At 69.9% G+C, this 13,838-nt stretch carries 13 protein-coding genes; 8 read left to right on the forward strand and 5 right to left on the reverse strand.

Annotated elements, in window-relative coordinates:
- Positions 1-68 precede the first annotated feature (68 nt).
- The 3 genes from ACFWP5_RS18430 to ACFWP5_RS18440 all read left to right on the forward strand — a co-directional run bounded on the left by ACFWP5_RS18430 (position 69) and on the right by ACFWP5_RS18440 (position 3,683).
- Positions 69-1,793, forward strand: a complete 1,725-nt coding sequence (locus ACFWP5_RS18430; RefSeq protein WP_384157005.1) for an LCP family protein — start codon at positions 69-71, stop codon at positions 1,791-1,793.
- A 127-nt stretch (positions 1,794-1,920) separates the two neighbouring features.
- Positions 1,921-3,471 (forward strand): LCP family protein, encoded by a 1,551-nt coding sequence (locus ACFWP5_RS18435; protein ID WP_384157008.1) that lies wholly within the window; start codon positions 1,921-1,923, stop codon positions 3,469-3,471.
- The gene (locus ACFWP5_RS18440) at positions 3,468-3,683 is read left to right on the forward strand and encodes a hypothetical protein (protein ID WP_384157011.1); all 216 of its coding nucleotides are present in this window, start codon (positions 3,468-3,470) and stop codon (positions 3,681-3,683) included. Before ACFWP5_RS18435 ends, ACFWP5_RS18440 begins: the two co-directional genes overlap by 4 nt.
- Before the next feature lie 30 nt (positions 3,684-3,713).
- Here ACFWP5_RS18440 and ACFWP5_RS18445 read toward each other — a convergent pair whose 3' ends face one another.
- On the reverse strand, positions 3,714-4,763 hold the full coding sequence (locus tag ACFWP5_RS18445) for a glycosyltransferase family 2 protein (protein WP_384157014.1): 1,050 nt from the start codon (positions 4,761-4,763) through the stop codon (positions 3,714-3,716).
- A 126-nt stretch (positions 4,764-4,889) separates the two neighbouring features.
- Here ACFWP5_RS18445 and ACFWP5_RS18450 point away from each other — a divergent pair, with 126 nt between their 5' ends.
- On the forward strand, positions 4,890-6,344 hold the full coding sequence (locus ACFWP5_RS18450) for an LCP family protein (RefSeq protein WP_384157017.1): 1,455 nt from the start codon (positions 4,890-4,892) through the stop codon (positions 6,342-6,344).
- 65 nt (positions 6,345-6,409) lie between these two features.
- Here the strand turns inward: ACFWP5_RS18450 and ACFWP5_RS18455 are convergent, their stop codons facing one another.
- On the reverse strand, positions 6,410-6,961 hold the full coding sequence (locus tag ACFWP5_RS18455; protein ID WP_384157020.1) for an acyl-CoA thioesterase: 552 nt from the start codon (positions 6,959-6,961) through the stop codon (positions 6,410-6,412).
- Positions 6,962-7,053: 92 nt separating this feature from the next.
- On the opposite strand from ACFWP5_RS18455, the gene ACFWP5_RS18460 reads away from it, so the two are divergent.
- Complete coding sequence (locus ACFWP5_RS18460) at positions 7,054-8,346, forward strand: LCP family protein (RefSeq protein WP_384157023.1); 1,293 nt, start codon at positions 7,054-7,056, stop codon at positions 8,344-8,346.
- Positions 8,347-8,365: 19 nt separating this feature from the next.
- Here the strand turns inward: ACFWP5_RS18460 and ACFWP5_RS18465 are convergent, their stop codons facing one another.
- Together ACFWP5_RS18465 and ACFWP5_RS18470 are read right to left on the reverse strand one after the other, a co-directional pair.
- Positions 8,366-9,181 (reverse strand): class I SAM-dependent methyltransferase, encoded by an 816-nt coding sequence (locus ACFWP5_RS18465; protein ID WP_384157026.1) that lies wholly within the window; start codon positions 9,179-9,181, stop codon positions 8,366-8,368.
- Positions 9,182-9,260: 79 nt separating this feature from the next.
- Positions 9,261-10,418, reverse strand: coding sequence for an acyl-CoA dehydrogenase (locus ACFWP5_RS18470; RefSeq protein WP_384157029.1), 1,158 nt, complete (start codon positions 10,416-10,418; stop codon positions 9,261-9,263).
- Between the two features lie 178 nt (positions 10,419-10,596).
- Here ACFWP5_RS18470 and ACFWP5_RS18475 point away from each other — a divergent pair, with 178 nt between their 5' ends.
- On the forward strand, positions 10,597-11,940 hold the full coding sequence (locus ACFWP5_RS18475) for a UDP-glucose dehydrogenase family protein (protein WP_384157033.1): 1,344 nt from the start codon (positions 10,597-10,599) through the stop codon (positions 11,938-11,940).
- 469 nt (positions 11,941-12,409) lie between these two features.
- Here ACFWP5_RS18475 and ACFWP5_RS18480 read toward each other — a convergent pair whose 3' ends face one another.
- Positions 12,410-12,910 (reverse strand): CGNR zinc finger domain-containing protein, encoded by a 501-nt coding sequence (locus tag ACFWP5_RS18480; protein WP_384157036.1) that lies wholly within the window; start codon positions 12,908-12,910, stop codon positions 12,410-12,412.
- A 103-nt stretch (positions 12,911-13,013) separates the two neighbouring features.
- Here ACFWP5_RS18480 and ACFWP5_RS18485 point away from each other — a divergent pair, with 103 nt between their 5' ends.
- Together ACFWP5_RS18485 and ACFWP5_RS18490 are read left to right on the forward strand one after the other, a co-directional pair.
- Complete coding sequence (locus ACFWP5_RS18485; RefSeq protein ID WP_384157039.1) at positions 13,014-13,391, forward strand: VOC family protein; 378 nt, start codon at positions 13,014-13,016, stop codon at positions 13,389-13,391.
- Between the two features lie 59 nt (positions 13,392-13,450).
- On the forward strand, positions 13,451-13,834 hold the full coding sequence (locus tag ACFWP5_RS18490) for a VOC family protein (protein WP_384157041.1): 384 nt from the start codon (positions 13,451-13,453) through the stop codon (positions 13,832-13,834).
- Positions 13,835-13,838: the final 4 nt, after the last annotated feature.

Here is a 13,838-nt window from a genome sequence, read left to right on the forward strand (position 1 = left end):
GTTGTACGAGACCCGAGCGCCTGGAGGGGGAAGGCGCCGCGTGGCCCCGACGGAGGATTCGGTAAACCGTGGACGCGCAAGGCCGTGGGCGGGCGGGCGACATCGACCCCGCAGACCAGTGGGTACTCAATCCGAACACTGGTGAATACGAACTGCGACTGACTCCTTCCACACCGCAGTCAGCGGTGCCGGGGCCCCGTAGAGCCACCGCGCAGAACCGCAGCGTGGCGCCGGAGCGGGAGACGGTCCCGAAGGCCCCCGGGCGTGAGGTGCCGCCGCCGCGCAGACGGCGGGGCGCGCCCGAGGAGCCACCCGGGCGGCGCGGGCGCCGGCCGGTGAAGAAGAAGGCCAAGGGCAAGAAGATCCTGATGTGGACCGGCGGCGGTCTGGCCTTCGTGCTGGTCGCCGTCTCGGCGGCCGGGTACCTCTACATCAAGCACCTCAACGACAACATCACGGCCGTCTCCGACGACGGCGCCAGCACCGGTGGCTTCAGCAAGGGCAAGGCCATCAACCTGCTGGTGATCGGCACCGACAAGCGCACCGGCGCGGGCAACGAGGGCTACGGCGACTCCGGCAGCGTCGGTCACGCGGACACCACGATCCTGCTGCACGTGTCCAAGGACCGCTCGAACGCGACCGCGCTCAGCATCCCCCGTGACCTGATCACCGACGTCCCGGACTGCCAGACGGCCCAGTCGGACGGCACGTCCAAGGTCATCCCGGGCACGACGAGCGTCCGCTTCAACACCAGCCTCGGCCAGGACGGCCGCACGGCGAGTTGCACCGTGCGGACGGTCACCGAGCTGACCGGGATCCAGCCCGACGACTTCATGGTGGCCGACTTCAACGCCGTGAAGACGCTGACCGACGCGGTCGGCGGGGTCGAGGTGTGTCTGGCCAAGGACATCGACGACTCGGACTCGCACCTGAAGCTGTCCAAGGGCACGCACAATCTCTCGGGCGAGCAGGCGCTGGCCTTCGTGCGGACCCGGCACTCGGTCGGCTTCGGCGGTGACCTGAGCCGGATCACGCTCCAGCAGCAGTTCCTCAGCGCGCTGATGCGGAAGCTGAAGTCCAACTCCACGCTCACCAGCCCCTCGAAGATGCTGAAGCTGGCCGAGGCCGGCACCAAGGCGCTGACCGTCGACGACAACCTCGACTCGATCGGCAAGCTGAAGGACCTGGGTCTGGAGCTGGGCAAGCTCAACCCGAAGAACCTGACCTTCACCACCGTGCCGGTCGTCGACAACCCGGCGGAGAAGACCCCGGTGACGGTCGTCCTCAACAACACGACCGCCCCGCAGGTCTTCTCCCTGATCAAGAGCGACACGTCCTTCACCGCGGTCAAGCAGCAGGCCGCGAAGGAGAAGGCGGCCGTGGCCGCCCGGCTCAAGGGCACCAAGTCCGCCGCCTCCGCGGTGCGGGTGCGGATCCTCAACGGAGGGGCCGACGCGGGCAGCGCACAGGAAACTCTCACGTGGCTGCAGAATGATGAGGGCGTGCTCAAGTCCGAGAACGCGGGCAACGCTCCGGCGGCGCTCGCGAAGACGACACTTGAGTACGCGCCCGACCAGGCGGACCAGGCTCGCAGGCTCGCCGACATCATGGGTCTCTCGGGATCCGCGATGAAGCCGGGCAAGAGTGTGCAGAACTCCCAGGGGCTGCCGGCGATGACGCTGACCCTGGGCAAGGACTTCAAGGGAGCCGGCGTCCCGCTCACCTCGACCGCGGGGTCGACGCCGGAGGGGGTCCAGAAGTCCACGGCGGACAAGGTTGAGTGCGCCAAGTAAGTGACCACACGGGTCCGTTCCGCGTCTAACAGGGCGCGGGGCGGACCCGTGCGTCAGGGCGCGGTGTGGGAGGGGTGGGGACTTGACTCAGAGCGTGCGTGGGGAGGTGCCGGCGGTTGAGGACACGATGTCGCTCACGCCGGCGGACGGGAAGAGACCGTCGGACGGAGACGGGGGCAGACGCAAGGGCCGTAGACGCCGGGTGTTGCGCTGGTCGGCGATCGTCCTCGCGGTGGTCATAACCGGGACGGCCGGCGCCGGATATCTGTACTACCAGCACCTCAACCACAACATAAAGAAAGACCCCCTGAACATCGGGGACGAGAAGGACAGGGCGGCCGAGTCCAAGGCCAACGCGGCCGGGCAGACGCCGCTGAACATCCTGCTGATCGGTTCGGACGCGCGGGACTCCGCGGAGAACCAGAAGCTCGGCGGCGCGAAGGACACGTTCAACACCGCGCCCCGCGCCGACGTCCAGATGCTGCTCCATGTCTCGGCGGACCGCAGCAACATGTCGGTCGTGAGCATGCCGCGCGACACGTTGATGGACATCCCCAAGTGCACGGACCCGGACACCGGCACGACGTACGCGGCCGAGACGGACGTCATCACGAACGACTCGCTGGGCCGCGGCGGACCCGGCTGCACGGTGGCGACCTGGGAGAAGCTGACCGACATCCACATCGACCACTTCATGATGGTCGACTTCGCGGGTGTGGTGTCGATGGCGGACGCGATCGGCGGGGTACCGGTCTGCGTGGACGCCAACGTCTACTCGCACACCTCCTCCGGCAAGGGCTCCGGCCTGAAGCTGAAGAAGGGCACCACGGCCGTGAAGGGCAAGCAGGCCCTGGAGTGGCTGCGCACGCGCTACGGCTTCGAGGACGACACCGACATCGCCCGGACCAAGGCGCAGCACCAGTACATGAACTCGATGGTCCGCCAGCTGCGGGAGAACGCCACGCTGAGCAACCCGACCAAGCTGCGCAGCCTCGCCGAGACGGCCACCAAGGCGATCACGGTCGACAACGGCCTCGGGACCGTCGCCAAGCTGTACGACCTGAGCAAGGAACTGAAGAAGGTTCCGACGAGCCGGATCACCATGACGACGATGCCGTGGGAGTACTCGGGCAGCAGCGGCCGGGTGGTGCCCAAGCCGACCGACGCCGACCAGCTGTTCCGGCTGGTCCGTGAGGACATCGCGCTGGACGGCAAGGACAAGAAGAAGACGGCCACGGCGGTGAAGGCGTCCACCGATCCGGCCGCCGCCGACGACAAGATCGCCGTACAGGTGGAGAACGGCACCCGGACCGACACGACGAGCGCGGTACGGGGGCGGGCGACCTCGGTGGCCCAACTCCTCGTCGGCGAGGGCTTCAAGGAGGCGGTGGCCGACTCCTCGACGACCCCCAGCGAGGCCACGACGCTCGTCCGCTACCCGAGCGCCGACCTGGAGGGCGACGCCCAGCGGGTCGCCAAGGCCCTCGGCATCCCGACGAGCGCGGTGAAGAAGTCCACCAGCGTCTCCGGCGTCACCCTGGTCGTCGGCGCGGACTGGACCACCGGCACCAAGTACAAGGCCCCGGCCGAGGACGACACGACCCCGACATCGGCGGACGCCCTCAACGGCTCGGACACGACGGCGTGCATGCACGTCGACCCGAACTACGTCTGGTGAGCGGACCGCCGCGAGGTCGGGCCGGGGAGACCCGGTTCGCCCTCGGGCTCCTCGCCGTCGCGATCGCGCACTTCGCGACGGCCGTCGCCTTCGGCCACTCCGTCGCGAGCGCGCTGGAGACCCTGGCCGAGGACACGGCGATGCTCGTCGCCGTGGTCTCGACGGTCGCCTGGGTCAGCTCGCGGACGCGGCGGAGGACCCAGGAGGGCTGAGCGGCTCACGGGCCGGAGGCTCGCGGTACTTCAGCTGCTGGTCGAGCTGAGTACCGCGGGTCGGCGGGACGCGATCACTCTGCGCGCAAGGGACTTGGGGCTGGTGAGGAAGCCGTAGCCCCAGGACATGTGCATGGTGGCGAGGGCGACCGGGATCTGGAGGCGGGCCTTCAGAGGGAGGCCCTTGCCTGCCGGGAGGGAGCCGAGGGTGATCGCCGCGAGGTAGCCGGCCGGGATCAGGAAGCCCCAGGGGGTCAGTGCCGCGCCGATCACGATGCCGGCCGCGATCGCGCAGACGGCGGTCGGCGGGGCGAGGTAGCGGAGGTTGATGGAGCCCTCGTGGTAGCGGGCGACGACGTGCCGCCAGCGGCCGTAGTCCTTGTACTGCTTGGCCAACGCCTTCACGCTCGGCCTCGGGCGGTAGGACACCCGCAGTTCGGGCGAGAACCAGATCAGGCCGCCCGCCTCGCGGATGCGGAAGTTCAGCTCCCAGTCCTGGGCGCGGATGAACTCCTCGTTGTAGCCGCCCTGTTGCTCCAGCGCCTCGCGCCGGAACACCCCGAGGTAGACCGTCTCGGCGGAGCCTGCCTCGCCGCCCGTGTGGAAGGCCGCGTTGCCCACGCCGATCTTCGAGGTCATCGCGGCGGCGACCGCGTCCTCCCAGGCGTTCTCGCCCTCGGCGTGCATGACGCCGCCGACGTTCTGCGCGCCGGTCTCCTCCAGGAGGCGTACGGCGGTGGCGATGTAGTTCGGCGAGAGGATGCCGTGGCCGTCGACGCGGACGACGATCGGATGGCGGGAGGCCTTGATCGCGGCGTTGAGGGCGGCGGGCGTGCGGCCGGTCGGGTTCGGGACCGTGTGGACGCGCTTGTTTTCAGAAGATGCAGTTTCGCGTACGAGCTGGGCCGCGATCTCGTCCGTACGGTCCGTCGAGGGACCGATGGCGATCACGACCTCCATCTCGCCGTCGTACTCCTGCGCGAGGATCGCTTGGACGGCTCCGCGCAGATGCCGCTCCTCGTCGAGGACGGGCATGATCACAGAAACGGCGGGGAGTCGCACGTCGGGCTTGGCGTTCATAGGGGGCTCACGTTACCGCGAACGGGGGACACGGACGCGCCCCGCCCGGGCGTCTGCGGTGGTATCAGATCGTATCGGCCTACGGTGCTCAAGATCCCACGTACGGCCCTCGCGGAGGTGTCCCCCATGCCCACGCCGCCCCGCCGCTCCCCCGCCGCCCGTCCCCCACAGCGCCGCCCACGGCCCCCCGTACGGCCGAAGAAGCCGCGCTGGGCCATGCGGGCGGCGAGCACGCTGTCCGTGGTGGTGCTCGCGTCCGCCGGGATCGGGCACGCGGTGGTCACCAGCCTCGACGCGGACATCACCCGCGTCGACCCCTTCAAGGACATGAAGAACCGCCCGCGCGCGGGCCACGGCATGAACGTCCTGCTCGTCGGCACCGACGGCCGCGACAAGATCACCGAGGACGAGCGGCACAAGTACCACCTCGGCGGCGCGCCCTGCCACTGCACCGACACGATCATGATCGTGCACATCTCGGAGGACCGGGAGCGCGCCAGCGTGGTCAGCCTCCCGCGCGACTCCTACGCCGAGACGCCCGCGCACACCGACCAGACCACCGGCGAGCACCACGGCCCGCACCCCATCAAGATCAACGCGGCGTACGCGGAGGGCGGCCCCAACCTCACCGTCCGGACCGTCGAGTCCATGACCCACGTGAAGATCGACCACTACCTGGAGGTCGACTTCACCAGCTTCATGAAGACGGTCGACGTTCTGGGTGGGGTGAAGATCTGCACCGCCGAGCCCTTGAAGGACTCGTACACCGGCCTCGACCTACCCGCCGGCACGCACACGCTGATGGGCGGGCAGGCCCTGCAGTACGTCCGCTCCCGGCACGTCGACGGCGCCTCCGACCTCGGCCGGATGAAGCGCCAGCAGCGTTTCCTCGCGGCGCTGATCGACCAGGCCACCTCCTCCGGGGTGCTGCTGAACCCGCTGAAGTTCCGTGACGTGACCCTCGCGGTCCTCGGCTCGGTCCGCGCGGACAAGGGCTTCGGCACCGACGAACTACTCGACCTCGGCCGGGCGATGCGCACCTTCTCCCCGTCCTCCTCCGAGTTCACCACGGTCCCGATCGGGCAGATGGGCTACGTCGTGAAGGGCATCGGCTCCACCCTGAAATGGGACCAGGCGAAGGCGGCGAAGCTCTTCCAGGCCCTGCGCGACGACAAGCCCCTGGCCGTGCACAAGGCGGCGCGCGCCAACGCCGTGAAGGTGGACGTGGCCCCGCAGCAGATCCAGGTCCAGGTGGAGAACGGGACCGCGACGGGCGGACTCGGCAAGCGCGTGGACGCGGCACTGGCGGCGACCGGCTTCCGCACGACGCACCAGCCGACGAGCGCGGCCGATCACGCCGTACGACGGACGGTCGTCGCCTACGACCCCCGCTGGGACCGTTCCGCGAAGTCGCTCGCGGCGGCGCTGCCGGGGAGCGAGCTGCGGGCGGTGAAGGGGCAGGGGCCGGTGCTGAAGGTGATCGCCGGGAGTGACTTCAAGCAGGTCACGCGGGTGCGGGCGACGGATGTGCAGCAGGGCGAGTCCGGGGTGGTGACCGGGGACGAGGTGGGGTGTTCCTGAAAAAGTGTGACACTTCGGCGATTTCTGTAACACTTTTTCCAGGAGGGTAGGTCGTCCCCCCTTCGTCAGTCGTCGAGGCCCTCCGCGGCCCGCTTCTCGCGCAGTTCCATGATCGCGCGGCGGCGGGCCAGGCGGTGGGTGCGGCGGATCTGGGCCTCCTGGTAGCGGCGCTCGTCGCGTTCGGTCTCCGGGCAGACCGGCGGCACCGCGCGCGGCTTGCCGTCGGCGTCGACGGCGGCGAAGACGAGATACGCCGAGCCGACCTGGGTCGCCGGGTCCGACTCGTTCCACCGCTCGGCCATGACCCGCACGCCGACCTCCATGGACGTCCGCCCGGTCCAGTTGACCTGCGCCTTCACATGGACGAGGTCGCCGACGCGGACCGGTTCCAGGAACGCCATCTCGTCCATCGACGCGGTCACCGCCGGTCCGCCGCTGTGCCGCCCGGCGACTGCGCCCGCCGCGTCGTCGACCAGCTTCATGATCACACCGCCGTGCACCGTGCCCAGAAGGTTCGTGTCGTTGTGGTTCATGATGTGGCTGAGCGTGGTCCGGGAGGCGGACGTCGGCTTGCCCGGCAGGTCTGTCATGGTCCTCACCTTATGCCGGGGCGACATCTGCGGACTTTGTGTTGGCTTCGCAACAGCAGTGCCCTGATTTTCCTACGACCCTTGTAAAGGACCCAGCCGCTACCTGCACACTGGGCCCCATGAACGATTGGCCCGAGGGATCCGGCGACAACCGCGGCAACCAGTACGGACGCGGTAGCGCGAACGCACAGCCGGAGAGCGCACGTGTGATGCGCCAGGTACGACGCGGCCCGCAGGCCCCGCCGTACGGCGCCGGAGTCCCGCCGCAGCCGTCGTACACGGGCGGCCAGGGCTATGACGAGGGCCAGAACGGCTACGGCCAGGGCGGCTACGACAACGGGAACGGGTACGACGGCTACAACACCGGCCAGGTCTACGGCGGTGGCGGCCCGGGCGGACCCGAGGGGCCCGGCGGGCGCGGCCCGCGACGGCCGCCGAACTGGCGCCGTCGTATCAAGTGGACCGCGATCACCCTGGTCACCCTGCTCGTCGTGACCTCCGTGGCGACCTACTTCTGGGCCGACTCCAAGCTGAACCGCGACGTCGACCTGTCGAAGGTGATCGACCGGCCGGAGGCGGGCAGCGGCACGAACTACCTGATCGTCGGGTCCGACAGCCGCGAGGGGCTGTCCGCCGCCGAGAAGAAGAAGCTGCACACCGGCTCCGCCGCGGGCAAGCGCACGGACTCGATGATGATTCTGCACGTGGGCGACAGCGGCGACACCCTGATCTCGCTGCCGCGCGACTCGAACGTCACGGTCCCGTCGTACGTGGGATCCAGCTCCGGCAAGACGTACCAGAACACGGGCCGGCAGGAGAAGCTCAACGCGGCGTACGCGGAGGACGGGCCGACGCTGCTGGTGCGGACCGTCGAGTACAACATGGGCCTGCACATCGACCACTACGTCGAGATCGGCTTCAACGGCTTCGCGGACATCGTGGACGCGGTCGGCGGGGTCACGATCGACATCGACAAGGGCTTCAAGGACTCGTACTCGGGCGCCGACTTCAAGGCGGGCAAGCAGACGCTGAACGGCGAGGAGGCGCTGGCCTTCGTCCGTACCCGGCACGCGTTCGCCGCGTCCGACCTCCAGCGCACGAAGAACCAGCAGAAGTTCCTGTCGGCCCTCGCCCACCAGGTGGCGACCCCGGGGACCCTGATGAACCCCTTCAAGCTCTACCCCACGCTCGGCGCGGGCCTGGACTCCCTCTCGGTCGACAAGGACATGTCGCTCTGGGACCTGGGGTCCATGTTCTGGGCGATGAAGGGCGTCAGCGGCGGCGACGGCACCTCCATGAACATGCCGATCTCCGGCTCCACGGGCGGCAACCTCGTCTGGGACAAGGCGAAGGTCAAGACCCTGGTGAACGAGCTGAACAACGACCAGAAGGTCACGGTCTCCGGCAACTGAGGGACCGAGGGACTGGAAGTCAGCCGGCCCTGCCGCACGCCGCCAAGGCGATGTGCGGCAGGGCCAACTCGTCTCCCCCGGCGGCGAATTCACCGGCCAGCCGCGCGTACTCCCGCCTGATCCGTACGACCGTCCCCTCGTCCTGCGAGGTGACGATGAGCCCGGCGGTGGCGACGCCGGCGGCGGGTCCGCCCCACCATTCGTCGACGGTGGTGCGGTGGTCCCACTCCAGCTCGGCGGCCCGGGCATCGGTGAAGCCGGCCTCGCGGAGCAGCTCCACGAACCCGTCCGCCGTACGCACGAAGTCCTCGGCCGGGTCGAGCCGCGGCAGATCCGCGGGGATCACGGCCCCCGCCTCCGCGAACGCCCGCCCGAACAACTCCTGGCCGGCGCCCCTCCGCGCGCCCCAGAGGGTCAGCGCGACCCGTCCGCCCGGCTTCAGCACGCGCCGCAGTTCGGCGAGGGCGGCGCGGGGGCGGCCGACGTGGTTGACGACGAAGTTGCCGACTACGGCCTCGAACTCGCCGTCGGGAAAGGGCAGTTCGGGCAGTACGGCGACCCGTGCCTCCACACCCGCCGCCCGCGCGGCCGCCGCCATCCCGGCATCGGCGTCCACGGCACACACCCGTGCGCCCCGCGCCAGCGCGGCCAGGGCTGCCGTACCGGTCCCGGTGCCGACGTCGAGGACGTACGTCCCCGTCCCGACCTCGGCCGCGTCCAGCAGCCGCTCCACGGGGTGCGCGCAGAGCCGCGCGAAGCTCGCCGCGTAGGCGTGGGCGCGGCCGGCCCACATGGTGCGTTCGGCGGTGTCGAAGGCCTGGGTCGGGTCGGTCATGGGCCGCAGCATGCCTGACGAAACGGCGAGGGCACCCACCAGGGGTGCCCTCGATGCTGTTCGTCGTCCACGACTACGTCTACGGCAGGTTGCGCGCCATCACGATGCGCTGGACCTGGTTCGTGCCCTCGTAGATCTGGGTGATCTTGGCGTCGCGCATCATCCGCTCGACCGGATAGTCCCGCGTGTAGCCGTAGCCGCCGAGGAGCTGGACGGCGTCGACCGTGACCTCCATCGCCACGTCCGAGGCGAAGCACTTGGCCGCGGCGCCCTGGAAGGTGAGGTTCTTGTCGCCTCGCTGCGACGCCGCCGCGGCCTGGTAGGTGAGGGCGCGGGCGGCCTCGATCTTCATGGCCATGTCGGCGAGCATGAACTGGATGCCCTGGAAGTCGGCGATCGGCTTGCCGAACTGCTTGCGCTCCTTGACGTAGCCCTTGGCGTAGTCGATGGCGCCCTGGGCGATGCCGAGGGCCTGGGCCGCGATGGTGATGCGGGTGTGGTCCAGGGTCTTCATCGCCGTGGCGAAGCCCGTGCCCTCCGCGCCGATCATGCGGTCGGCCGGGATGCGGACGTTGTCGAGGTAGACCTCGCGGGTCGGGGAGCCCTTGATGCCGAGCTTCTTCTCCGGGGCGCCGAAGGAGACGCCCTCGTCGGACTTCTCCACCACGAACGCGCTGATGCCCTTGCTGCGCTTCTCGGGATCCGTCACCGCCATCACCGTGTAGTACTCGGAGACGCCCGCGTTGGTGATCCAGCGCTTCACGCCGTTCAGGACGTAGTGGTCGCCGTCGCGGACCGCCTTCGTCTTCATGCCGGCCGCGTCCGAGCCCGCGTCCGGCTCGGAGAGGGCGTACGAGAACATCGCGTCGCCCTTGGCGAGCGGGGTCATGTACTTCTTCTTCAGATCCTCGGAACCCGAGAGGATCACCGGGAGCGAGCCCAGCTTGTTCACCGCGGGGATGAGGGAGGAGGACGCACACACGCGTGCCACCTCCTCGATCACGATCACCGTGGCCAGCGCGTCCGCGCCCGTGCCGCCGTACTCCTCGGGTACGTGGACGGCGTGCAGGTCGTTCGCGACGAGGGCGTCGAGGGCCTCCTGCGGAAAGCGGGACTCCTCGTCCACCGCTGCGGCGTACGGCGCGATCTTCGCCTCGGCCAGTGAGCGGATCGCGTCGCGGAGCATGTCGTGCTCCTCTGACGGGCGGTACAGGTCGAAGTCAGCCGATCCGGCCAAGGTCTCTCACGCTCCAAGGACACTGTGATGACGGTGCTAATTACCGTTAAGTAACCCAAATTTTAGGGGCCTGCCCACGGGAGTGATACGTGAGCTTGGCGACAGGGGGAAAGTTGCCCGCTGTGACGTCCGACTATGCTCGGGCGCGCATCGCCCCCGTACCCTTTCTGGAGCACTCATGGCCCTCAAGATCACCGTGATCGGCACCGGCTATCTCGGCGCCACGCACGCCGCGGCCATGGCCGAGCTGGGCTACGAGGTGCTGGGGCTGGACATCGTTCCCGAGAAGATCGAGATGCTCCAGCGGGGTGAGGTCCCGATGTACGAGCCGGGGCTGGAGGAGCTGCTGCGCAAGCACGTCGCCGGGATCGAGGGCTCCACCGGGCGGCTGCGCTTCACCATGGACTGGGCCGAGGTCGCGGAGTTCGGCGACGTCCACTTCATGTGCACGAACACCCCGCAGAAGCACGGCGAGTACGCCTGCGACATGTCGTACGTCGACCGGGCCTTCGAGCTGCTCGCCCCGCACCTCACCCGCCCCGCCCTCGTCGTCGGCAAGTCCACCGTGCCGGTGGGCTCCGCGGACCGGCTGGCCGCGTATCTGGCTGAGCACGCGCCCGCCGGTGAGGACGCCGAGCTGGCCTGGAACCCGGAGTTCCTGCGCGAGGGGCTCGCCGTCGAGGACACGCTGCATCCGGACCGGATCGTCGTCGGCATACGGAGTGAGCGGGCCGAGAAGCTGCTGCGTGAGGTGTATGCCGTGCCGATCGCGGCCGGGTCGCCGTTCGTCGTGACCGACTTCCCGACCGCCGAGCTGGTGAAGACGGCCGCGAACTCCTTCCTCGCCACGAAGATCTCCTTCATCAACGCCATGGCCGAGGTCTGCGAGGCCGCGGACGGCGACGTCGTGAAGCTGGCCGAGGCGATCGGGCACGACGAGCGGATCGGGAAGAAGTTCCTGCGGGCCGGGATCGGCTTCGGCGGGGGCTGCCTCCCGAAGGACATCCGGGCGTTCATGGCGCGCGCCGGCGAACTGGGCGCCGACCAGGCGTTGACCTTCCTCCGCGAGATCGACTCCATCAACATGCGGCGGCGCGGCCAGATGGTCGAGATGACGCGCGAGGCGCTCGGCGGCGGGTCCTTCCTGGGCCAGCGGGTCGCCGTGCTCGGCGCGACCTTCAAGCCGGACTCGGACGACGTCCGTGACTCCCCCGCGCTGAACGTCGCCGGCCAGATCCACCTCCAGGGCGGCCAGGTCACCGTGTACGACCCGAAGGGCATGGACAACGCCCGGCGGCTCTTCCCGACGCTCGGCTACGCCGACACCGCCGTGGAGGCCGTACGGGGCGCCGATGTCGTCCTGCACCTGACGGAGTGGCGCGAGTTCCGCGAGCTGGACCCGGCGGCCCTCGGCGAAGCCGTACGCGCCCGCGTGGTCCTGGACGGCCGCAACGCCCTCGACCCGGCACTGTGGCGCAAGGCGGGCTGGACGTTCCGCGCGATGGGGCGACCTACCGCGTGACGCACGGGTAGGGGGTGGGTGGGCGGATGACGCCGGCCGGGCGGGGCTCGGTCGGTGGCCGGCCCGCCGCAGCACACACGGTCGGGCGGACGAGCCCGGTCGGGCCGAGGCTCGGTCGATGGGCCAGCCCAGCGCATCACACAGGGGTGGGCAGACGACGCCGGTCCGGCCGAGGGCACGGTCGGTGAGCCTGCCCAGGCATCACGCACGGGTGGGCAGACGACGCCGGTCGGACCGAGGGCACGGTCGGCGAGCCGGCCCGCCGCATCATCCACGAGTGGGCGGACGGCGCCGGTCCAGCCGAAGCTCACTCGGTGGCCGTCCAAGGGCATGGCGCACGGGTGGGCGACGGTTGGGCGGACGACGCCGGTCCGGCCGAGGCTCAGTCGGCCGGACCGGCGTCTGGCTGCATTCTGCACCACTGGACTGTGCTGAGCGCGGGGACCGCTCAAGTCGCCTTCCGTTAGGGCTACTTGGCGCGGTAGCGGCGCATCTTCGCGCGCGACCCGCAGACCGCCATCGAGCACCAGCGGCCCCGTCCGGCCGGGCTGCGGTCGTAGTACGCCCAGTGACAGGTCGGGGCCTCGCAGGCCTTGAGGCGGGGCCAGGTGCCCGCGACGAGGGCCCCGGCGATCGCCGCCGCCACGCGGGAGAGCAGCGGCTCGCCGTCGGTGGGTTCGAGGCGCGCCGAGCCGTCATCGGCGTCGACCGTGACCAACAGCGGGGCCCGCGACAGCAGTTCGCCGAGCGGAGTGGTCGCGCGGTGCGCGGGGTGGCCCGCGTGGGCGAGCAGGGTGGCGCGCAGGGACTCGCGCAGTTCGCGGGCCTGCGGCACCTCCTCCTCCGTGAGTCCGAAGCGGGTCCGGCCGTCCGCCGTGTCGAGTTCGTCGGCGCCCACCTCGATGTCCAGCGTGTTGACCAGAGCCTCGATCAGGGCCAGGTCCCCGGGCGCGGGAACCCTCTCACTCATGTCTGCGACCACTCATGCTTGCGACGTTACCTCCAATGCGGGAGCATGCAGTAACCGCCGTTACCGGCTAATGCCATCAATAGGTAACAAGGAGGAGTCCGTCATGACCGACCCCACCCCCATCGCCGAACTGGGTGCCGTCGTCCTGGACTGTCCCGACCCCCACGCGCTCGCCGGTTTCTACGCCGGGATCCTGGGCGGCACCATCGAAGGAGAGGACGACGGCCGCTGGGTGGACCTGAAGCTGCCGGGCGGGCGGTCCCTGGCGTTCCAGGAGGCGCCCGGGCACGTACCGCCGAAGTGGCCCGCGCCCGGCGACTCGCAGCAGTTCCATCTCGACCTGACCGTCGCGGACCTGGACGCGGCCGAGAAGGGCGTTCTGGCACTGGGCGCGACGCCGCTGGACACCGAGGACCGCTCACGCGCGTGGCGTGTGTACGCCGACCCGGCGGGGCACCCGTTCTGTCTCTGCGCCTGCTGACCCCGCAGATCACGCCGATACCGCAGACTCCTGAGACCCCCGAGATTCTGGAGGACCCGATGCCTGCCGTGGCACGTTTCCGTTCCACCGTGCTCGACTGCCCCGACCCGCTCGCGCTCGCCGCGTTCTACGCCGGGATCCTCGGCGGCACACCCCACGCCGCCGACGACGAGTGGGTCGTACTCGATATTCCCGACGGGCCGCGGCTCGCCTTCCAGCGGGTCGAGGGGTACACCCCGCCCCAGTGGCCGCGCGCGGACCGGCCGCAGCAGTTCCATCTCGACTTCGACGCCGGGTCCACCTGGGAGGAAGTCGAGGTCGCGGAGGCGAAGGCGCTGGCGCTCGGCGCGCGGCCGTTGCACCAGGAGGACAAGGAGGACTTCCGGGTGTACGCCGATCCGGCGGAGCATCCTTTCTGTCTCTGCCGGATCGACCACGCCTAGGGGC

The organism is Streptomyces sp. NPDC058469 (genome assembly GCF_042721125.1).
Classification (GTDB): Bacteria; Actinomycetota; Actinomycetes; order Streptomycetales; family Streptomycetaceae; genus Streptomyces.